The organism is Bifidobacterium sp. ESL0827 (assembly GCF_052606685.1).
In genome coordinates, this window is record NZ_CP199597.1 from 1,071,049 (window position 1) to 1,091,557 (window position 20,509).

Sequence of the window (20,509 nt, forward strand, 5' to 3'; positions counted from 1 at the left end):
GTGATGTCTCTTACAGGATACTAGTTTTGTTGGACGGGCGCGGGACCCGCTGGCGTGCCATCGTCGGAGGACTTGGGCAGTCCCCAGGCCAGGTCGTCCAGCAGGGTGTCAACCCAGGTGGTCATGGCTGCCGAATCCATGGGTCCCGAACCCAGGGAGCCCGCGAATGGCGCCGGAATCAGCAGGGTCTGCGTCACAGGGCGGTACTGGCTGCCCTTGTATATTCGTGCGATCCTGGCCTGTAGGGAGTCAGGCATGGTTACGGGCCTGATCCGCACTCTAGAGCCTTGGGAGGCAATCTCCGCTATGCCCAAGGAGCGAGCCTTGGCCCGCAGTCTGGCCACAGCGAAGAGGGTGTCGAACTGGGCCGGCGGACGCCCGTAGCGGTCGGTCAGCTCCTCGTGCAGGTCGCGCAGATCCTGCTCGTTGCGGGCGGAGGCCAGCTTGCGGTAGGCCTCCAGACGTAGCTTGTCCGAATCAATGTAGTCCACCGGAATAGAAGCTTCCAAGGGTAGATCGATGCTGACAGTTACCGGCTCAGTCCGCCCAGGCTCCTTGTACTCTTCCACCGCCTCGGAGACCATGCGCACGTAGAGGTCGAAGCCGACCCCCTCGATATGGCCGGACTGCTCGTCGCCCAAAAGGTTGCCGGTGCCGCGCAGCTCCAGATCCTTCATGGCCACGTCGTAGCCGGACCCCAGGGCCGTATTCTGGGCAATGGTGGCCAGCCGGTCGTGGGCGGTCTGAGTCATGGGCTTGCTGGGGTCGTAGAGGAAGTAGGCGTAAGCGCGCTCACGGCCTCGCCCCACACGTCCGCGCAGCTGGTGGAGCTGGGAAAGCCCGAAGCGGTCGGCCCGGTCCACGATCAGCGTGTTGGCATTGGGAATATCCAGGCCGGTCTCGACGATGGTGGTACAAACCAGCACATCGATGTCACGGTGCCAGAAGTCGCGGATGACCCCATCCAGCTGCTTCTCCCCCATCTTGCCGTGGGCCACGCCCACCTTGGCTTCGGGGACCAGAGTCTGCACCTTGGCCGAAACCTTGCTGATGTCCTCCACTCGATTGTGGATGTAGAAGATCTGGCCCCCGCGCAGGAGCTCGCGGCGAATGGCCGCAGTCACCTGAGCGTCCTCGTAGGCACCCACATAGGTCAGTACAGGCAGACGATCCTCGGGGGGCGTAGCCAAAGTGGACATCTCCCGAATGCCGGTCACAGCCATCTCCAGGGTGCGCGGAATGGGCGTAGCAGACAGGGACAGGACGTCCACGTTGGTCCGCATGGCCTTGAGGGTCTCCTTGGCTTCCACGCCGAAGCGCTGCTCCTCGTCCACGATCATCAGGCCCAGATCCTTGAAGCGGATACGCGGGTTGAGCAGCTTGTGGGTGCCGATGACCACGTCTACGGCCCCGCTGGCCAGGCCCTCCATGGTGGCCTGGTTCTCCTTGGCGGTCTGGAAGCGGCTCATGGCGGCCACGTCCACCGGGAAGCCTTCGAAGCGCTCGGTAAAGGTCTGATAGTGCTGCTGAACCAGTAGGGTCGTGGGCACCAGAACCACCACCTGCTTGCCGTCCTGGACTGCCTTGAAGGCGGCACGGATGGCTATCTCGGTCTTGCCGAAGCCCACATCCCCGCAGATCAGCCGGTCCATGGGCACCGGCTTCTCCATATCTGCCTTGACATCGTCGATGGCGGTCAGCTGGTCGGGGGTCTCCTGGTAGGGGAAGGCATCCTCCAGCTCCTTCTGCCAGGGGGTGTCTGGGCTGAAGGCGAAGCCCTTGGTGCGCTGCCTGGCCGAGTAGAGCTTGACCAGTCCCTGGGCGATCTTGTGGACGTGCTTGCGGGCTTTGGCCTTGGTGGCCGACCAATCGGATCCGCCCAGCTTGTTGAGTCTGGGGATCTCGGCACCGACGTAGCGGCTGACCTGGTCCAGCTGGTCGGCAGGCACAAAGAGCTTGTCTGGCGGGGCGTTGCGCTTGGAGGGGGCGTACTCCAGGACCAGATACTCCCGGCTGCCCTTGCTGGGGCCCACGCCCACGCTGCGCTGACGCATGCCCAGGAAGCGGCCGATGCCGTGCTGGTCGTGGACCACATAGTCGCCGGGCTTGAGCTCGTCCAGGTCGATGGCCTTGCGCCGACGGTTGGAGGTCTTGCTTCCGGCAGCCACGCTGGTGCGCCCGGTCAGGTCACGCTCGGTCAGCAGGGCCAGATGGGCGGACTGGTCCACAAAGCCGTCCACAGCCAGGGAGCGGTGGTACTCCAGCCCGGTGATTCCCGTGGTCTGCACGGCCCGACGTAGACGGCTCAGCGTCCCTTGGGCCGGAGCGGTCACCACAACCCGGTCGCCACGCTCCAGCAGAGAGGCGATGCCCGAGGCGGCCCGATCCTCGTCGCCGCGATACTGGTCCGGGGCCAGGGCATCCAGACGCTCGGTCCCCTCCCGGTCCGGGTCCACCGACAAGTCGGTCAGCTTCCAGACCTCCCCTTTGCGGTACTCCAGGGATGAGATGACCTCGTCGTAGTCCAGGAAACTGGCCCTGTCGAAGCTGATAGGCGCGCCCGAACCCTGCCCGGAGGCTGCCACATGCCAGCTGGCGGCGAGGAACTCGTTGGCGGTCTTGACCAGGTCCTGAGCGGAGCGAGCCAGCAGCTGCGGCTCCGACAGCAGAATCAGAGCGCCCTCGGGCAGCATGGACCCTACCGGCACCAGGTCGTCGACCAGGGCAGGCAGGAGGGATTCCATGCCTTCTACAGGAATGGCCTGGGCGATGGACTCCAGCATGTCATCGGCGTTGGGAATGTTCCCGATCAGGGAACGTGCGCGGGCGCGGACCTGGTCGGTCAGCTGCAGCTCGCGGCAGGGCGGCGCCCATATCCGGTCCAGGTCAGGGCCGTAGGTGCGCTGGTCGGAGGCGTGGAAGCTGCGGATGGTGTCCACCTCGTCGCCGAAGAACTCGATGCGCACCGGGTGGGCCATGGTGGGGACAAAGACATCCAGGATGCCACCTCGGACAGCGAATTGGCCGCGCTCCATGACCAGGTCCACCCGGGTATAGGCGTTGCGGACCAGAGCTTCGACCGCCTGGTCCAGGGGCAGCTCCTGGCCGCGCAGAAAGACCAGAGGCTCCACATCCTGCAGGCCCTTGACCACGGGCTGCAACAGGGAGCGCACGGGCATGACCAGGATACGGATGGGTCCAAAATCAGGATCGTCCTGGACCGGATGGGCCAGTCGCCTGAAGACGGCCATCCTGGAGGCCACGGTGTCTGCTCGGGGCGAGAGCCGCTCATGAGGCAGGGTCTCCCAAGAGCGCAGCAGAGCCACGTCGCCAGGGTCTCCCTCATACCAGGAGCGGATGGCGCCGGTCATCTCCTGGGCGTCACGCTCGGAAGGGACCACCAAAACAACCGCTGCCCCACCGGCTGCTGCGGCGGCCAGGGCTGGCCTGATGCCCTGGGGAGCCTGGACCATAAGGGAGGTGTCGGTGTCGGCCGCGGGCTGGGAGTCTCCTTGGACCAATCTGGTGAAGGCAGCATCTGCCTGCAGGTCGTCCAGAAGAGGACGAAGAGACCCGTTCAGCGATTCCTGGGGTTCCGCCTTCTGTGTATGCTCATCGACCATTGAACTGCTCCTGAGCCTGGCTGAGGCCCTTGGTGATCACGATTTCTGCGGCATCTGCGCCGTCGGCCAGGAACTCAGGCAGGCGTTTGCGCTGATCGCCAATAAAGGTGCCTAGAACCCAATCCACAGTACGCCGATGGGCATCAGGACCTCTCCGGGCATGCCCCACCCCCATGCGGACCCGGGCGTAGGCGTTGCTACCCAGCGAGCGGTCGATGGAACGGATGCCATTGTGCCCGCCAGAGGATCCGCCGGCCTTGACCTTAATCCGGCCGAACTCCAGGTCCATGTCGTCATGGATGACCAAGACCCGGCCAACAGGTATGTGGTAGTAAGAGCAGATGGAGGCCAAGGCATCGCCGGAGTCGTTCATGTAGGTCAGCGGCTTGGCCAGGAAGAAGGGTATGCGGCGTCCGTCAAGATCCAGGGTGCCCCTGCCCAGTTGGGCCAGACCCTTGTGGTCGCGCAGGTTGACCGACCAGCGTTCGGCCAGCAGATCGGCGCACATGAAGCCCATGTTGTGCCTGGTGCCCTTATACTCGTCACCCGGGTTGCCCAGTCCGGCTATCAGCCAGAAATCGGATGCCATGTAGGTGATACCTCCTGCTCTCAAACGGGACGGTGAGATTCTACACAGGCTCCCCGACCCCGTTTCGCTCAAGGGACAGGCTCCAGTAGGAGACGTCATGCAGGGCGAACCGGTCCCAGGCGGCCTGGGGCAGGAAGCCGAAGCGGCTGAATCCGAACCGGTGCAGCAGGGCCTTGGAAGCCGAATTGTCATCGAAGATGATCGCCACTGCCAGACGCATACCCACCTGCTGGGCACGCTCCAGCAGGGAATGGACCATCAGGGCGCCCAAGCCCTGTCCACGACTGTCGCGATTCACGTAATAGCTGAGCTCGCAGGTCTCCTGGTAGCCGGGCCGGTCGTAGTAGGCCGACAGGGAACCGAAGGCCAGCACCTTGCCCTCCTGCTCCAGGACCAGGACCGGATGGCCCTGGTCAGGATCGTGGTCCAGCCACCATTGCAGGCGCTGGTCCAGGCTGACCGGAGCCGTATCCGCCGTGGAACCGCCATCCATGACCGCTTGGTTGTAGATGGCGGTGACCGCCTCCAGGTCCCCGCGACGACAGAGCCGGATGCGCGGGGTGGCGCTCACTTGTTGCCGCCCTCCTGGTCGGAGGCCTCCTTGAGGGCTTCACGCAGACGGTTCTGAGCCTCACCGTAGGCGCTGAAGTCACCCTTCTTCAGGGCTGCATCCGCGTCGCTCATGGCCTGGTTGGCCTTGTCCAAGGCCTGTTTCAGGGCCTGCCCTTCTGTGGCCGATGTCCCGCCAGACCCAACGGTCTTGTCAGGGGCCTTGTCGGATTGCTCGCTCTGGTCAGCATCGGAATTGGTACGTCCGGTGTTGTCGGCATCGCCTGCCGATGCGCCCGAGTTGCCCTGGAAGGTCTTGTCAAGGGCCGCATCCAGCGTGGCCGAGGAGGAGACCTTGTCTCCGAAGGCCACCAGGACCCGCTTGAGCAAGGGGAAGCTGGTGGCGCCGCTGGACTGCACATAAACAGGCTGGATGTAAATCAGTCCGCCACCTATGGGCAGGGTCAGCAGGTTGCCACGTTTGACCTTGGTGGATCCGGACTGCAACAGGTTGAGCTCGGTGGAGACAGCGGCATCCGAGTTGAAGTTGTTCTGGGCCTGCCCAGGGCCGGGCACATTGGAATTCTTGGGCAGCTCCATCAGCCGGATGGTCCCGTAGTCCGGGCCTATCACACCCTTGGTTGACCCGGCATCGGAATCCACGGACAGGAACCCGGTCAGAATCTCCCTGGTGGAGGTGCCGGCGGGAATGAAGGTGGAGGTCAGCGAGAAGGCGGGCTTGTCGGTCCCCGGGGTCTGCAGGGTCAGATAGTAGGGAGGCTGCTTGATCCCGGCCTTCTGTTCCTTGCTGGTCCCGGTCGGATCCACGGGGGTCTGCCAGAAGTCCTCGCCGGAGAAGAACTGGCTGGCCGAGTTGACGTGGTACTGGGAGAGGAGCTGACGCTGTACCTTGAACAGGCTCTCCGGGTAGCGCATGTGGCTCATCAGGTCGCCCGAGATGGACGAGAGCGGCTTGAACTGGCCGGGGAAGACCTTCTGCCAGGCCTTGAGCACAGGATCCTTGGCATCCCAGGCATACAGATCCACCGAGCCGTCGTAGGCATCGACCGTAGCCTTGACTGAGTTACGGATGTAGTTGGCCTTCTGGGAACCCAGGCCCTTGACGGCCTCTGAGCTCAGGGTGGTCGTGTCCTGGGTGATGGGACCCAGGTCGACCTTCTGCGAGTAGGGGTAGGCGTCAGATGTGGTATAGCCGTCGACGATCCACTTGACTCTGCCGTCCACCACAGCCGGATAGACGCGCCCGTCCAGGGTCAGATAGGGGGCGATCTGGGCCACGCGCTCCTTGGGCGAGCGGTTGTAAAGGATCTGGGAATCGGGCGTGACGCGGTCCGAGAAGAGGATCTGGTCGGATCCAAAGCGAATGGCGTAGAGGACCCGGGCCAGGAAGTTACCCACCGAGGGGCCGCCGTTGCCCTTGAAGGTGTTGGTGGCTCCCTTGGAGCCAGTGGGATAGTCGAACTCCCAGCCCGATGAGCCCTGGGGCGCGCCGACGATGGAGTACTCGGGCGCGTTGGGCGAGAAGTAGATTCGCGGCTCGTAGTGCTGGCTGTCGGTCAGCTTGCCCTTGGTGGGGATGTCCTGCTCGAAGAATTCGGGCTGCCCGTCCGGGGTGACCTTGTTGCCGTAGGCAGCCACGATGCCGTATCCGTGGGTGAAGACCGTGTGGTCATTGACCCAGTTGCGGTTGTCGTTGCCCTCCAGGTCCAGCTCGCGAGCGCCGATGACCGTATCCTGGCTGACTCCGTCGATGTCGTACTTGTCGACGGCCAGGGTGTCCTCGAAGGTGTAGTACTGCTTGGACTGCTGCAGCTGCCGGAAGGTGGGCGAGACCACCTGGGGATCCAACAGACGAATCTGTGCTGTGGTCTCCGCATCCCGGGAAAGGGCGCCCGACTGGACCTCGGTGGTGGCATCGTAGGCCTCAGTCTTGAGCTTGTCCAACCCATAGGCCGTGGTGGTGGCAGTGATGTTGCGCTGAATGTAGGCGGACTCCATCTCCTGTGCGTTGGGGTTGACCCGGAATCGCTGGACCAGTGCCGGCCAGAAAACGGTCAACAGCAGGGACAGAACGATAGTAACGGCTACAGCCAGAGCGGGAATCCTCCACTGCTTGACGGCCGAACCCAGGGATCCTGCATGGACACGACCGGGTTCCAGGGTGGGCGACCTCAGAATCCAGACGGCCAGGATTATGCCCAGCAGGGCTATGACCACGGCCATAATCAGGGTCACTGGGATGGCCGCTTTGACCGAGGTGTAGGAGGCGCCGGTGATCCGATCACCCTCCTCGGTCAGCCTGCCGAAGACGCCCAGGGCGGTGTCACCCGCCCAGACCAGCATGAACAGGACCAGCCAGAGGGCCACCTGGCGGCGGGCGGGACGGGTCATCTCCAGAATGCCGCGTCCATGCACGGGCATGGTCAAGCGAATGCCGCCCATGAGGAAGTTGGTGACCAGGCTGAATATCGTGGCCGCCAGCAGCATCATCAGCAGGGAGGAGACCAGCAGCTGCAGGCCGGGCAGGATGAAGACATAGAAGCCGTTGTCCAGGCCAAACTGGGGGTCGCGCACCCCGAAGGACTGGGCGTTGAAGAGCAGGAGCACCTGCTTCCAGTCGGCGTTGAACTGGAAGCCGAAGAAGACGCCGACGACCAGGGAGACCACCACGGCCACCTTGAGCGCTGTGCGTGAAGAGACTCCCTTGCCCACCTCGATCAGATCGCCCCTGACTCTGATGGTAGACCCGTCAGGCGAATCAGGGCGGCTGTGGATGGCCAGGATGGCCGAGAGCAGGGTCACCGCAGCCAGCAGCAGTGCATAGGCCAGCCACAGACCCACCTTGATGCCCAGCTGGGTCCAGACGATCTGTGCCGCTCCCAGCTGGGAGAACCACATGACATCGGTGATGAAGCGACTGAGCGCGAACAGGAGCAGTAAGACGACCAGGACGACGGCCACAACCACGGCCAGGATCCTCGAGCCCCGGGAAGGCCCTTGATTGCACTTCTTACGGGAAGTCAGCCGGGGGTCACCTGGTCCGGGGAAGCGGAAACGGGGTGTACCGCTGCCCCCCTGGTCAGAACCCTCCCCATCGGTTTGCACGTGCAGGATGACCGGGTCGTCTTCATTGCGACGCCGACCTGGTCCGCCTGGACCGCCCTCAGGGTCGAACATGGAGCCGAAGAAATCAAAGAATGACATGTACCTAGCCTACATGAGACGCCGGTCTTGAATGGCTTGCTGGTAGACCTCCTCCACCTGATCGGCCACCACGGTCACGTCGTAGCGGTCCAGGAGCGTCAGCTGGTCGTGGCGCACATTCCGCCTCCAGGAGGGATCCCCTAAGGCCTGGGCAATTCGCCGGGCCATCAGTTCGGGGGTGTTGGGCGAGTCGACGGGGACCAGAGCCCGCTCGTCGCCCATCAGGGTGGACCGGTAGCCGGGATTGTCCCCAGCCAGCACCGGAGCCGTGCCCGAGGCGATGGCCTCCAGCAGGACGATACCGAAGGACTCGCCCCCGGTTGAGGGAAAGACGGTCAGGTCGGATGAGGCCAGCAGGGCGGGCTTGTCCTTCTCGTCCACAAAGCCGGGGAAGGCCACCGGGGTGCGCAGGGTGGCGGCCTTTCGACGGCAGTCCTCCAGCAGCGGACCCTTGCCAGCCATGGTCACATGCAGGCCTTCGGGCAGGATGCCGGACCGCTCCCCCGCCTGAAGGGCCGAAAGCAGGATCCCTGCCCCCTTGCGGGCCACGAACCTTCCCAGAAAAACCAGATGCGGCCCCTGGCCGTGCAGGCGCGCCACCTCCTGGTCGCCAGCGGCCTGTCGGGCCCGACGCAGGGCAGCCACGTCCACGGGATTGGCCACCACCCTGCTGGACACACCGGCAGTCTGCCGGGCGTAACTAGCCGCCACAGGCGAGACCGCGATGACCCTGTCGATGCGTCTATGGGTCCTGCGGTTGATCATCCCCAGAAGCCGACCGCCCAGCAACTGCAGGTTTCCTGTGGGGGCAATGTGGTAGGTGGCCACCAGGGCCGTTGCCGGATCTGCGGCACGGATGACCCGCCCTGCCAGGAAGGGGCTATAGGGGGCCTGGACGTGCAACAGGTCGAAGTGCCCGGCCTCCAGGACCCGGTGGATAGGCGCCTTGGGTGCAGGCAGAGGTATGCGCATCCTGTTGCCGTTGAAGGAGACCATGACGTTGCGGGACAAGGAGTGAACCCCATCAACGGGGGGATGGGCGGTCTGACCGACCAGGTACTGGACCCTATGGCCCCGCCTGCCCAGCTCACGTCCCAGGGTCAGAATGTGCTGCTGGACCCCGTCAAACACATCCAGGGTGTCATCGAAGACGAACCCAATGCTGAGCGTCACTGAGCGTCCTGGCCTGCTTCAGGTTCGGTCCCTGCGGCCAGCTGGCGACCCTTGAGGGCCAAGGCCACCAGGTGCCGGTCGGCTGCCTCGCGCGCCTGCTGCTCGTCGTTGCCCGAATCCAGATTGTCCACATAGATGGTCTCCACCTGCGCGACCTCGCAGTACTTGAGGAAGGTCTGCCTGCGCAGCTGGTTGTCCAGGGCCTCTCCGATGCCGCTGGACTGGTACCATTCCTTTTCCCCGCCGGTTAGCATGACCAGCTCCACCCGGCGCCCGGCCAGGGCCCCGGGGGTTCCATCAGCGTTATAGGCGAAACCTCGGCAGATGACCCGGTCAATGAAGCCCTTCATGATGGCCGGCATGCTGTACCAGTAAATGGGAAAGACCAGGGCCAGCACGTCCGCATCCTTGATGCGCTCCTGCATGGCCTGGGCATCCTCGGGCATGGGTCCCTGGCCCAGGTAGTGGGTCCTGTCCTCCATGCCGAAGACGGGATTGAACCCCTCTGCGCAAAGGTCGATCAACTCGGTGCGAGCCCCGCCCTCGGCCGCCCCGTCCAGCAGGGCATTGCCCGCCGCATCGGTCAGGCTCTTGGGTTCGGGGTTGGCCGTGACTGCCACGATCTTCATGGGGATTCGCTCCTTACATTCCATTTCGCGTCTGCACTGACTGTGTGCAGACCCTTGTCATTGTCAGTCCTGGCAAGGACGGCAACGCTGGTTCGGCAAATGCTTGACACTGCTCCTGGGCCCATCTATGTTATTGGGTGGTCGGTAGGTGAAGCTACCGCATGGACAAGGCATGCTGCCGCAAAGTGGTGGAGACACCCCGCGCAGGTCAACAGTCCCCGTCGGATCAAGGCAGGGACTAATGCAGGGCCAAATACCATGCGAAGCCGAAGCTTGAACGATGACAATGGTCGGCTCATGGCCGATCTCCACGCCGTCTTCGAGGCTGCCGACAGGGATGTTCCGCACCTTGGAGGGAGGCCATCGTGAATACTGTCGCACTGCCAGGAATGCTCCGTTCGCCACTGAACGACGACCGCAGCCAGGCATCGCGCTCCACCCGAATATGGACGGGTCTGGCCGTAGCCATAGGCGCACTGGTCCTGCTGGGGGCTCTGGCCTATCTGCTGCCGGCCCTAGGCGCGCCCATAGGCCCCGCAGGCGTACCCTCGCACGTCTCCACCGACCCGGCCAACCTGCCCTACTACGCGCTGCGCTCCCTCTTCCGCATGTTCACGGCCCTGATCATCTCCCTGGTCTTTGCCTTCCTCTACGGACTGGCCGCCGCGCGCTCCCGCCGCCTGGGCGCCGTGCTCATCCCCCTGCTTGACATCCTGCAGTCGGTGCCCGTGTTGGGATTTCTGTCGGCCACCATCTCCATCTGGCTGGTCCTCTTCCCCGGGTCCATCATGGGCGTGGAGGCGGCCTCCATCTTCGCCATCTTCACCAGCCAGGCCTGGAACATGGCCTTCTCCTTCTATAACTCCCTGACCAGCGAGCCCGCCGACCTGGACGAAGCGGTGAGGCTGATGCGCCTGACCCGCTGGCAGCGCTTCTGGAAGCTGGACGTGCCCAACGCCATGATCCCCCTGCTCTGGAACTGCATGATGAGCATGGGCGGCGGCTGGTTCTTCCTGACTGCCTCCGAGATGATCTCGGTCAACAACAGGACCCTGGCCCTGCCCGGCATCGGCTCCTTCGTAGAGGAGGCCACCGCCGAGCAAGACCTGGGCAAAGTGGGTCTGGCCATCCTGACCATGATCGTGGTGGTCCTGCTGATTGACTTCCTGCTCTGGAAACCGCTGACCGCATGGGCCGAAAAATTCCGCTACACGAACAGCCAATCCACCGAGCCCCGGCGCAGCCTGGTACTGACGGTCATCCGCCTATCCGGAGTCAAGGACCTGTTGGGTCTGGTTGGCCACCCCTTGGCGGACATGCTGGATCGGATCACCCGCCCCCTGGGCCGCACTGGAGCGCGTTGGAGCCGTGCCGGTGGACGCAGGAGGGCAAGCGATCTGGTTTGGTGGGCCTGCCTGGCTCTGATCGGCCTGTGGGGTCTCTGGCAGCTGGACCGTATGGTCATCCATCCTCTGGGCCTGGGCGAGGTCGGGCACGTCTTCCAGCTAGGTTTGCTGACCTTCCTGCGAGTGCTGATCCTGATGGTGGTCTGCACCATCGTCTGGGTCCCGATAGGTGCTCTGATCGGCATGAATCCGCGCATCTCCCGCTACCTGCAGCCCCTGGTGCAGATCCTGGCCTCCTTCCCGGCCAACTTCATCTTCCCCTTCGTCACCATGGTCTTCATCATCTGGCGGATCGACATCAACTGGGGCAGCATCCTGCTCATGGCCCTGGGCACCCAGTGGTACATCCTCTTCAACGTCATCGCCGGGGCCTCAGCCATCCCCGACGACCTGCTGGAGATGTCTCGCAGCCTGGGCCAGAACCGCTGGCAACGATGGAAGACCCTGATCCTGCCTGCACTGTTCGGCTCATGGTGCACCGGCGGCATCACAGCGGCCGGCGGGGCCTGGAACGCCTCCATCGTCTCCGAGGTGGTCTCCTACGGCAAAACCGAACTGACGGCCCGAGGCCTGGGTGCCTACATCGCCCAGGTGACCGCCACCGGCGACACTCCGCGCATCATCCTTGGTGTGGCCGTGATGAGCATCTTCGTGGTCCTGGCCGACCGGTTCTTCTGGTCTCCCCTGCAATCACTGGCACAACGGCGCTATTCCCTGACATGAGAAGTCTGAAAGGTTCGACAATGACCAAGATCAATTCCAACGGGATCATCACGGCCGAGCACGTGACCAAGACCTACCAGTCTGACAAGGGCGCGGAGCTGACCGTCCTGGACAACATCGACTTCACCCTGCACGAGGGCGAGGTGGTGGCCATCCTGGGCCGTTCCGGTGCTGGCAAGTCCACCCTGCTGCGCATCCTGGCCGGCCTGGTCCCGGCCAGCAAGGGCAGCGTCGAATACCGGGGCAAGCAGCTGGATGGGCCCAACCCCGGCGTGGCTCTGGTCTTCCAGAGCTTCGCCCTGATGCCCTGGCTGACCGTCAAGGACAACGTCGAGCTGGGCCTGCAGGCCCGTGGCGTGCCCAAAAAGGAGCGCGAGAAACTCTCCCTGGCCGCCATCGACGCCATCGGCCTGGACGGCTTCGAGAGCGCCTACCCCAAGGAGCTATCCGGCGGCATGCGCCAGCGTGTGGGCATCGCCCGGGCCCTGGTCCTCAAGCCTGATGCCCTCTTCATGGACGAGCCCTTCTCGGCCCTGGACGTGCTGACCGCCGAGAATCTTCGCCAGGAGGTCCTCAAGGTCTGGTCCGAGGAGGCAGGCAGCGTCAAGTCGGTCCTGATCGTCACCCACAACATCGAGGAGGCGGTGGAGATGGCCGACCGGGTCCTGGTCCTGGACTCGCATCCCGGCCGGGTCATCGCCAACGTGCCAATCAACCTGGACAGGCCTCGGAACAAGCAGTCCGACCTCTTCCAGTCCTGCGTGGACTACCTCTACTCCATCCTGACCGGCCAGCGCGACAGCGAGGACATCCGCCGCCGTCTGCAGACCAAGGTGCGCAACCGTCAGGCCGTGCGGGATTCGGTGCGGGACGAGGAGACCGCCGAGCGCAACCTGCCCGACGCCACCCCCGGCGGCCTGGCCGGTCTGGCCGATGTCATGGTCAACCAGCCCAACGGCATGGACCTGGCCGACCTGGCCGCCAAGCTCTCCTTCGAGGTGGACGACCTCTTCCCCCTGATCGACGCCGGGCTCATGCTGGGCATCTTCCAGGCGGACAACGGGCACGTCAGGCTGACCGACCAGGGCCGGGCCTGGCACGACGCGGACATCCTGGAGAGCAAGGAGATGTTCTCACGCATGCTGATGGATCACGTTCCCCTGATCCGCATCATCGACCGGGCCCTGAAGAACAGCGACGACAAGAGCCTGCACGGCTCCCTTATCCTGGACCTGCTGCGGGCCCACCACTCGGACAAGGAGGCCGTCCAGCAGTTCGACACCGCCATCACCTGGGGCCGCTACGGCGAGCTCTTCGACTACGACGCCGACGACGACCGGCTGACCCTGGACCCGGAGAACCACACCGAGTGAGCAGCCACGACAGCTGTGGCGGCTGCGGTCCCCTTGCACTCCTAAAATGAACCTCGGGCGATGGAACCCGCCCGGGGCTTAAGCCCCGAACCGCAAACCGCTGACAGTTCCTGCACCATGATTCGACGACCCCGTCTGCGGGCCGGGTGCAGGCGCATGCCATTCAGCCCGACCCCGCGGATGCTGATTCGTCGGGAACCGAGACCTTCCATGACCAAACCCCCTACCGGACCTGACATGGCCACGGCCCTGGTGGTGATGCTGGGCGGAACCCTGGGCACCGGCTGCCGGTACGCCCTAAGCCTGCTGCCGGGCCAGAGCGGCCCACTGCATCCGGGAACCCTCCTGGCCAACCTGATCGCTTGCGCAGGCTACGCCCTGCTGACCGCCTTCCTGGCCGGGCTGCCCAAAAGCAGGCATGCGCGCCGAAGACAGCTGACCGACAAGGGCCTGGGCATGGGCCTGTGTGGAGGACTGTCGACCATGTCCACGCTCTCGCTGGAACTGGTCCAAGGCCTGTCAGGCGGTCAACTCCAAGCAACCCTTGCCTACCTGCTGGTCTCCTTCGCCGGAGGCCTCTTAGTCTCCTTGGCCATGGCAGCGCTGGGAGCGCGTTTGGCCGCACGCATCCAGGCAGGTGCGCGATGACCATTACGTTTACGTTGCTGATTTGCCTGTGCGGCGGCCTGGGTGCCGCACTGCGCTACCTGCTGGACACCCTGGTCAAGGCCCGCTGGCAGGTGGACCTGCCCCTGTCGACCATGATCATCAACCTGTTGGCCGGATTGGCTGCAGGGCTGGTGGCTGCCCTGGCCGCCTTCCACGGACTGCCCGCCTGGGGACGGCTGCTGCTGGCCACAGGACTGCTGGGCGGCTTCTCCACCTTCTCGACAGCGGTCAACGAAGTATTGGCCCTGACCCGGCAGAGACGGCACCTGGCGGCTCTGGGCTATCTGGCAGCTTCAATCTTTCTGCCGCCACTGCTGACTGCCCTTGGTTTCATGCTGGCCGGACCGGGCATGTAGCAGATCCAGCCAGCAATCAAGGCGTTCCGGAATCAGGCGCGAGCCGGTTCCGGACGACCCTGGGCGGAGTCGGCGGCAATCCCCAGACGGTCGTCATGCCGACGCCACCAGGCGGACAGCACCGAGCCGGAGATGTTGTGCCAGACGCTGAAGAAGGTGGAGGGTATGGCCACAATCGGGTCGGCGGCGAAGGCCTGCAGGGCCAGGGTCGCACCCAGTCCCGAATCCTGCATGCCCACCTCGAAGGTGATGGCCTTCTGCTGGGCGTAGCGGAAGCCTTTGGGGTAAATCCGGTACATGAGCCGGCTGAAGAGGAAACCCAGCCCGTACCCGCACAGGTTGTGGAGCATGACCACCGGCAGAACCAAGGCGGTGGCAGCGGTGAAGAGCTTGGCGTGGTTGACCGAGACCACCACACCAATGATGACCAGAATGGCAATCTGCGAGACTGCCGGCAGGGCTACGGTCACCTTCTGCACCTTCTCCTTGAAGATGGCGTGGACGGCCAGGCCCAGGGCGATGGGGATCAGCACCACCTCAAGTGCGGTCAGGAAGAGCTGCTTGGTGGGGATGGCCACATACTGGCTGGCCAGCAGGTTCATCAGCATGGGGATCATGAAGGGCGCACACAGTGTGGAAAGCAAGCCTATGGACACGTCCAGGGCAACGTCGCCACGCGACAGGTAAGACATGACGTTGGATGAGGTTCCCGAGGGGCAGCAGCCCACCAGGATGACTCCCACAGCGATCATGCCGTCCAGCCGGAAGATGCGGCAGAGCAGCACGGCCAGCAGGGGCATGATCAGGTAATGGGCTATGGTGCCCACGATGACCATGAGCGGCATCTTGACGATTCGCTTGAAATCGTCCAGGCTCAGGGTCAGTCCCATGCCGAAGAGAATAATGCTCAGGAAGTAGTTGGTGTAGCTGCGGGCCCAAATGCTAATCTGCGGGACAAAGAAGTTGATGGCGGCCCAAACTAGGACCACCAGAATGAACCACTTAGTCAACCAGTCACTGAACCGCTGCACCTTTTGCATGATTCCTGACCACTTCCTCTCGATAGTTCTCTCTGTTGTAGGGGCAAAATTAGGAAACCCAAGTCGAGAGCGCAGGTGAATGGTCACATTTTGGACGTGCTGAAATTCACTTGACCAGGACGGGTGTGCCGGCGGGCACGGACTGCATGATCCATAGGGCGTCGGGCGCGGTCAGTCGGATGCAACCGTGGGAGCTAGGGCGGACACCCAGCAAGTCAGCCTCCTCCTTGATGTAGCTGCCGCTGGAATCAGTGGGGACCGAGTGGAAGAGGAAGACCCCGTGGTTCAGAAAGCTGGTGTAGTAACGGGCGCCCATCCCCTCCCTGGGGTTGTAGAAGTGGTCGCCGCGCTCAGACTGGATGCGGAAGCTGCCCTTGGGCGTGGAATCGTCCATGCCCGTCGAGGCGTACATGGTGTAGAGCAGTTGAGACCCGTCGCGCACATAGACCCGCTGATCCTGAAGGCTGACCTCCAGGGAGAGGCCAGGATGGACCGCAGGATCCGGGTAATCGACCTGCTGCGAAGGCTTGAGCCAATCGACAGGCTGAGCAGATGCGCCAGCAGGCTCGGTCTTCTGAACCTTTGTCCGCTCCCCTGCTTGTTCTTTTTTCGCTGATGAAGCGGAGGACTCGGATTTACCGGAATGATGCGCCTTGGGAAATTGTCTCGCCGAAACGGTGGCTGTGCTGGAAGCGCTCGCACCAGCTGAACGTTCCGCATGGGCCGCATCCACCGGCTGGATCAGGTTGACGATCATGACTGTCAACAACAGCGTCAACAGGGCGGTTGTCACCACCACAGGTGTGCGGCGGATAGGGTCCAGCAGCCAACGGAGCATGGCAATCACACGCCGCTTAAGGCGTTTGCTATCCAATCCCCAGACAGCCATGTCCTTCCCCTTCGTCGCCATCGAACGAACCTATATGCACAGTTCATTTTAGCGGCAGAAGGAAATAGGGAGGACTCAACCTTTCAGCACTTGCCTGGCCCAATCCTCCAGCAGGTCGCACACCAGGGCCGTCTGCTCGATCTGCACATTGTGGCCGGCCTGGTCCAACACCGAGTAGGAGGCCCGGGGGAAGCGGCAGGCCAGGTCGAACTGGTCCAGGTAGCCAACACGGTCGTCCTGGCGGCCGCAGACGAAGAGCACAGGGGCTATGAATCCGGACCAGACCTGGTCGAAGTCCATATCCAGCTGGTAGCCCCCCTCCATTCGAGCCACCGTATCGGCATCGGCCGATCGAATGCCGGGCATGATGGTGCGTTGGTAGGCCTCAAGATGCTCCCGGGACTCCACCACGGCCATCTGCCGGTAGGCATGCCTAGTGAACTCGTCCACGTCGGCCAGACCCTGGTCGTCCCGGACCAGCACCTGACGCGGGGGCAGACGTCTGTGTGCGGTCACCGGGTCGACCACCGAGGAGAGCAGGGCCATCCCCCGGCAGCGGTCCAACCGATCGGCGGCAGCATGGCGACTGAGCAGCCCGCCCAGGGAGTTGCCCACCAGGGCGAAGGGGCCGCCACCGCTGAAAATGTCCACCTGATCATCCAGCCACCGGGCCAGACCGTCCAGATCGAGGATAGACGGGTCGGGCGGTGTGCGGCCGAAGCCGGGCTGATCCAGATAGATCCGCTCGAAGCCGCCCACCCGCTCGAAGACGGAGTCCAGGTCGTCGAAGATGTGGTGGTCCACGCCGGACCCATGCACGAAGATCAGCGGCATCCCATGACCCCGACGAATGGCGAACCCGGGCCTGGCGCTCACTTCTTGGAACCGGAGGGAATGCCGGTCTTGAACTCCACGATGTCGCCGTCCTGCATGACGTAGTCCTTGCCCTCAAGGCGCATCTTGCCCTCCTCGCGCACCTTGGCGTAGGACCCGTCGGCGGCCACGAAGTCGTCGTAGGAGACCACCTCGGCCTTGATGAAGCCCTTCTCGAAGTCGGTGTGGATGACACCGGCGGCCTGGGGGGCGGTCCAGCCCTTGTGAATCTGCCAGGCGCGCACCTCCTTGACCCCGGCGGTCAGGAAGGTCTGCAGGCCAAGGATGTCGAAGCCCACCCGGGCCAGCTGGTCCAGGCCGGACTCCTTGAGACCGGCATCGGTCAGCATCTCGCGGGCGTCGGCCTCGTCCAGCTCGGTCAGCTCGGACTCGAACTGGGCGTTCAGGAAGATGGCAGGCGCAGGAGCCACGGAGTCGGCCAGCTGCTTCTTCAAGTCCTCGTTCTGCAGCTCGTCGTCGTCCACATTGAAGACGTAGATGAAGGGCTTGGCGGTCATCAGATGCAGGTCGTAGAGCTCGTCCTTGTCGATGTCCCCGGCCTGGGCCGCCTGGTCGATGGTCCGCCCCTGGCCCAAAATCTCCTTGGCCTTGCGAACGGTGTCCAGGTAGGCGGGCTTGATCTTGCCGCCACGCTGGTCCTTCTCCAGCTTGGGCAGGGCCTTGTCGATGGTCTGCATGTCGGCCAGGATCAGCTCGGTGTTGATGGTGTCGATGTCGTCGGCCGGATCCACCTTGCCGTTGACGTGGACGATGTCGTCGTCATTGAAGGCGCGGACCACCTCGCAGATGGCGTCGGCCTCGCGGATGTTGGCCAGGAACTGGTTGCCCAGCCCCTCCCCCTCCGAGGCCCCCTTGACGATGCCGGCGATGTCCACGAAGGTGACCGTGGCGGACACGATCTTGTCCGTGTGGACCAGCTTGGCCAGGACGGGCAGCCGGTCGTCGGGCAGGGGCACGATGCCGGTGTTGGGCTCGATGGTGGCGAAGGGGTAGTTCTCCGCCAGAACGTTGTTGCGGGTAAGGGCGTTGAAGAGTGTGGACTTGCCAACGTTGGGCAGCCCGACGATTCCTATGGTTAACGACATATGTACCAGTCTATTGCCCGGACTGCCCCGGCGTGGCTCCCCCTAGTCGCCGCGCTCCACCGCATCGATGGCCTCGATGACCGCTCCACGGAAGCCATGCTTCTCCAGGGAGGCGACCCCCTTGATGGTGGTTCCGCCCGGCGAGCAGACCGCGTCCTTCATGGCCCCGGGGTTGGTGCCGGTGGCCAGGTAGAGGGCTCCGGTCCCCTGAACCATGCGAGCCGCCAGCCGGTAGGCCGCCTGCCTGGGCAGCCCGTGCTCCACCCCGGCGTCGGCCATGGCCTCCATGTACATGGCAGTGTAGGCGGGCGCGCATCCGGCGATGGTCGTGCCCACCGAGACCAGCTCCCGAGGCAGCCGTTCGATCAAGGCTATCGGATCGAAGACCTGGGTGAAGAGCTCCCGCTGCTGGTCGGTCAGGGTATCGTCCTCCTGGGTGACCAGAACCCCCTGCCCTACTGAAATGGGGGTGTTGGGAATGGCGCAGATCAGGTGGGTGCCCTCCTCCAGGATGTCGGCATAGTCCTCAAGGGTCATGCCGCCGACCACCGAGAGAACCATGCGGTCCGGGTCAGCCAGCTCATGGCGGATGGGCTCGCAGACCTGGGCCACCTGCCCCGGCTTGACGGCCAGAATCACCAGGTCGGCGGCTGCGGCCACCTCGGTGCCGGAGTGCATGGGCCGCACCCCCAGCTGGGCCGTCCGCTCCACCAGCCGGTCGTAGTGGGCTGCACAGGCCACAATCCGGCCGCCGGGCAGCACACCCGCGTCGACAAGCCCCTGGGCCATGGCTTGGGCCATGTTGCCGTATCCGATGAATCCAAGAGTCAATGAGTCCGTGTTCATGTCCTCAAGTCTAGCCGCGCGCCGGGAAGAGCCCCTCCAGATCGCCGCGCTCCAGGGCCAGCCTATAGAGGTGGGCGAAGACCCTGTCCCCGTGCAGGCCGTCGTGCTCGAACTCGTTGGTCACCCAGGCATGGGCGTGGCCCACACGCGAGAGGGTGTCCAGCTGGAGCTCGGAGGGCACGTAGAGGTCGTCGGCGTAGACCACGGCCTGTAGGGGAACCTGATTGCCGGCCAGACGGTCGGGATCGTACAGGTGGCCCCAGGAGCCCTCCTCCATGAGCAGGCTGACCGCCGGACCGAAGGGACGCAGGGCGGACTCCTGCTCGAACATCCAAGGGAAGATCGCCTCCCCGGTGAACATGAGCGGTCGGGCAGCAGTATCGAATTCGGGTCGGGCATCGCGCACCCGCTGCCCTGCCCAGTGCAGGGGGCCGCAGTCCCCGTCGGCGTAGATAAACTCTTGCAAGGGCCAGTAGAGCGGGCTGACCGAGGTAGCCGCCCGCACCCCTTCCAGGAAGGTCTGCGAGAGGGTGGCTCGGTAGCTGCTAGCTCCGGAAGCGGGCAGGCTGCCGTCGCCGTCCAGGAAGGCCGTGTCCAACAGCCAGTGGAGACGTTCGAACCCGCCGCTCTTGCCCAGGTCGACGCCCAGGGTCTGCAGCCGCTCCACGCTCAAAGGGTCGCCGCCGGGCAGGACCACATCACCCTGGGCCAGCCGTTCGGCAATGGCCGCCACACGGTCTTGATCCCTCGGATAGCGCTGGTAGAAGGCCTGGGACCGCTGAGCCATTTTGGTGAAGGTATGAGAGAAGAGCTCATAGGCATCAGTGGGGATATGAGGCACGCCCCCGGCGGTGAAGGCCGCAGCAAGCCCCTGGGGGAAGTTCGACAGGTAGGCCAGGGTCAGATAGCCGCCGAAACTCTGACCCAAGGCCACCCAGGGGCGGCCGGCGAAGACCGTGCGACGCAAGTGCTCGAAGTCCCGAATGATGGAGTCCGCCAGAAAATGTTTCAGATAATCGGCCTGGGCACGGGGCTCTCCTATGGATGCCATAGTGGTTCCGTCGATGGCGCTGGATCGACCTGTACCCCTCTGGTCGGGCAGGACAATACGGAAGTGGTGCAAGGCCTCGGCCATCCACCCGTCGGCAACGGCGCTCAGCGGCCGTGGAGCCCCATACCCGGGTCCGCCCTGCAAGTAGACCAGCAGCGGGAGATCGTCGTGGATATGCTCGGGGGCGCAGACCACGCGGTAGAAGACGCGGATGACCGCCTGGTCCGAATGATCTTCGGCTCGCCAGACGCCAGGTTCACTGCCCGCCCAGTCCAGAGGAACGGGGATAGACCCCTCACACACGTAGAGTCCCGGCAGATAGTATCCCTGGTTGGTCATACGCTGGCTCCTTTCCTACAGGTCAGTCGGGTTCATTGTCGCCGGGCGGT

The 20,509-nt window shown here is 64.1% G+C and carries 16 protein-coding genes and 2 riboswitches; of the genes, 4 read left to right on the forward strand and 12 right to left on the reverse strand.

Going from position 1 to position 20,509, the window contains the following annotated elements:
• Positions 1-20: 20 nt before the first annotated feature.
• Genes mfd through ACUIAI_RS04285 form a run of 6 tightly spaced genes read right to left on the reverse strand, consistent with a single transcriptional unit; the run spans position 21 to position 9,788 of the window.
• Positions 21-3,623, reverse strand: a complete 3,603-nt coding sequence (gene mfd, locus ACUIAI_RS04260; RefSeq protein ID WP_445342759.1) for a transcription-repair coupling factor — start codon at positions 3,621-3,623, stop codon at positions 21-23.
• Positions 3,613-4,212 carry an aminoacyl-tRNA hydrolase gene (gene pth / locus ACUIAI_RS04265; protein WP_445342760.1) on the reverse strand — a complete coding sequence of 200 codons (600 nt, stop codon included), beginning with the start codon at positions 4,210-4,212 and terminating at the stop codon, positions 3,613-3,615. The genes mfd and pth overlap by 11 nt, the downstream gene beginning before the upstream one ends.
• A 40-nt stretch (positions 4,213-4,252) precedes the next feature.
• Entirely contained in the window at positions 4,253-4,783 is a 531-nt protein-coding gene (locus tag ACUIAI_RS04270) for a GNAT family N-acetyltransferase (protein WP_445342761.1), read from the reverse strand.
• Positions 4,780-7,986: a UPF0182 family membrane protein gene (locus tag ACUIAI_RS04275; protein ID WP_445342762.1), complete on the reverse strand. Its 3,207-nt coding sequence runs from the start codon at positions 7,984-7,986 to the stop codon at positions 4,780-4,782. Before ACUIAI_RS04275 ends, ACUIAI_RS04270 begins: the two co-directional genes overlap by 4 nt.
• Positions 7,987-7,995: 9 nt before the next feature.
• Complete coding sequence (locus ACUIAI_RS04280; protein ID WP_445342763.1) at positions 7,996-9,159, reverse strand: glycosyltransferase family 4 protein; 1,164 nt, start codon at positions 9,157-9,159, stop codon at positions 7,996-7,998.
• A complete protein-coding gene (locus ACUIAI_RS04285; RefSeq protein WP_445342764.1) occupies positions 9,156-9,788 on the reverse strand; it encodes an NAD(P)H-dependent oxidoreductase in 633 nt (210 codons plus the stop codon). Before ACUIAI_RS04285 ends, ACUIAI_RS04280 begins: the two co-directional genes overlap by 4 nt.
• A 133-nt stretch (positions 9,789-9,921) precedes the next feature.
• Positions 9,922-10,080: riboswitch (M-box (ykoK) riboswitch) on the forward strand.
• A 97-nt stretch (positions 10,081-10,177) separates the two neighbouring features.
• Here ACUIAI_RS04285 and ACUIAI_RS04290 point away from each other — a divergent pair.
• The 4 genes from ACUIAI_RS04290 to ACUIAI_RS04305 all read left to right on the forward strand — a co-directional run bounded on the left by ACUIAI_RS04290 (position 10,178) and on the right by ACUIAI_RS04305 (position 14,315).
• Positions 10,178-11,917, forward strand: a complete 1,740-nt coding sequence (locus ACUIAI_RS04290; protein WP_445342812.1) for an ABC transporter permease — start codon at positions 10,178-10,180, stop codon at positions 11,915-11,917.
• Positions 11,914-13,290: an ABC transporter ATP-binding protein gene (locus ACUIAI_RS04295; protein ID WP_445342765.1), complete on the forward strand. Its 1,377-nt coding sequence runs from the start codon at positions 11,914-11,916 to the stop codon at positions 13,288-13,290. Before ACUIAI_RS04290 ends, ACUIAI_RS04295 begins: the two co-directional genes overlap by 4 nt.
• A gap of 47 nt (positions 13,291-13,337) precedes the next feature.
• A riboswitch (Fluoride riboswitch) is annotated at positions 13,338-13,410 on the forward strand.
• Positions 13,411-13,500: 90 nt separating this feature from the next.
• A complete protein-coding gene (locus ACUIAI_RS04300; RefSeq protein ID WP_198177670.1) occupies positions 13,501-13,938 on the forward strand; it encodes a FluC/FEX family fluoride channel in 438 nt (145 codons plus the stop codon).
• Positions 13,935-14,315, forward strand: coding sequence for a fluoride efflux transporter FluC (locus ACUIAI_RS04305; RefSeq protein WP_445342766.1), 381 nt, complete (start codon positions 13,935-13,937; stop codon positions 14,313-14,315). The genes ACUIAI_RS04300 and ACUIAI_RS04305 overlap by 4 nt, the downstream gene beginning before the upstream one ends.
• A 32-nt stretch (positions 14,316-14,347) precedes the next feature.
• Here ACUIAI_RS04305 and ACUIAI_RS04310 read toward each other — a convergent pair whose 3' ends face one another.
• The 6 genes from ACUIAI_RS04310 to ACUIAI_RS04335 form a co-directional block, all read right to left on the reverse strand.
• On the reverse strand, positions 14,348-15,355 hold the full coding sequence (locus ACUIAI_RS04310) for a bile acid:sodium symporter family protein (RefSeq protein WP_198219181.1): 1,008 nt from the start codon (positions 15,353-15,355) through the stop codon (positions 14,348-14,350).
• Positions 15,356-15,461: 106 nt separating this feature from the next.
• Positions 15,462-16,265 (reverse strand): L,D-transpeptidase, encoded by an 804-nt coding sequence (locus tag ACUIAI_RS04315; RefSeq protein ID WP_198219183.1) that lies wholly within the window; start codon positions 16,263-16,265, stop codon positions 15,462-15,464.
• A 54-nt stretch (positions 16,266-16,319) separates the two neighbouring features.
• Positions 16,320-17,120 carry an alpha/beta fold hydrolase gene (locus tag ACUIAI_RS04320; RefSeq protein ID WP_445342767.1) on the reverse strand — a complete coding sequence of 267 codons (801 nt, stop codon included), beginning with the start codon at positions 17,118-17,120 and terminating at the stop codon, positions 16,320-16,322.
• Positions 17,117-18,223 (reverse strand): redox-regulated ATPase YchF, encoded by a 1,107-nt coding sequence (gene ychF, locus ACUIAI_RS04325; protein ID WP_445342768.1) that lies wholly within the window; start codon positions 18,221-18,223, stop codon positions 17,117-17,119. The genes ACUIAI_RS04320 and ychF overlap by 4 nt, the downstream gene beginning before the upstream one ends.
• A 42-nt stretch (positions 18,224-18,265) precedes the next feature.
• Positions 18,266-19,069: a pyrroline-5-carboxylate reductase gene (gene proC / locus ACUIAI_RS04330; RefSeq protein ID WP_445342769.1), complete on the reverse strand. Its 804-nt coding sequence runs from the start codon at positions 19,067-19,069 to the stop codon at positions 18,266-18,268.
• 10 nt (positions 19,070-19,079) lie between these two features.
• Positions 19,080-20,459, reverse strand: a complete 1,380-nt coding sequence (locus ACUIAI_RS04335) for an alpha/beta fold hydrolase (RefSeq protein WP_445342770.1) — start codon at positions 20,457-20,459, stop codon at positions 19,080-19,082.
• Positions 20,460-20,509: the final 50 nt, after the last annotated feature.

Excerpts from the sequence above, each read along its gene's own strand:
- pth (WP_445342760.1), bottom strand. The coding sequence starts at position 4,212 with ATGGCATCCGATTTCTGGCTGATAGCCGGACTGGGCAACCCGGGTGAC.
- ACUIAI_RS04295 (WP_445342765.1), top strand. The coding sequence starts at position 11,914 with ATGAGAAGTCTGAAAGGTTCGACAATGACCAAGATCAATTCCAACGGG.
- ACUIAI_RS04315 (WP_198219183.1), bottom strand. The coding sequence starts at position 16,265 with ATGGCGACGAAGGGGAAGGACATGGCTGTCTGGGGATTGGATAGCAAA.
- ACUIAI_RS04290 (WP_445342812.1), top strand. The coding sequence starts at position 10,178 with ATGCTCCGTTCGCCACTGAACGACGACCGCAGCCAGGCATCGCGCTCC.
- ACUIAI_RS04335 (WP_445342770.1), bottom strand. The coding sequence starts at position 20,459 with ATGACCAACCAGGGATACTATCTGCCGGGACTCTACGTGTGTGAGGGG.
- ACUIAI_RS04275 (WP_445342762.1), bottom strand. The coding sequence starts at position 7,986 with ATGTCATTCTTTGATTTCTTCGGCTCCATGTTCGACCCTGAGGGCGGT.
- ychF (WP_445342768.1), bottom strand. The coding sequence starts at position 18,223 with ATGTCGTTAACCATAGGAATCGTCGGGCTGCCCAACGTTGGCAAGTCC.
- ACUIAI_RS04300 (WP_198177670.1), top strand. The coding sequence starts at position 13,501 with ATGACCAAACCCCCTACCGGACCTGACATGGCCACGGCCCTGGTGGTG.
- proC (WP_445342769.1), bottom strand. The coding sequence starts at position 19,069 with ATGAACACGGACTCATTGACTCTTGGATTCATCGGATACGGCAACATG.
- ACUIAI_RS04305 (WP_445342766.1), top strand. The coding sequence starts at position 13,935 with ATGACCATTACGTTTACGTTGCTGATTTGCCTGTGCGGCGGCCTGGGT.
- mfd (WP_445342759.1), bottom strand. The coding sequence starts at position 3,623 with ATGGTCGATGAGCATACACAGAAGGCGGAACCCCAGGAATCGCTGAAC.
- ACUIAI_RS04285 (WP_445342764.1), bottom strand. The coding sequence starts at position 9,788 with ATGAAGATCGTGGCAGTCACGGCCAACCCCGAACCCAAGAGCCTGACC.
- ACUIAI_RS04310 (WP_198219181.1), bottom strand. The coding sequence starts at position 15,355 with ATGCAAAAGGTGCAGCGGTTCAGTGACTGGTTGACTAAGTGGTTCATT.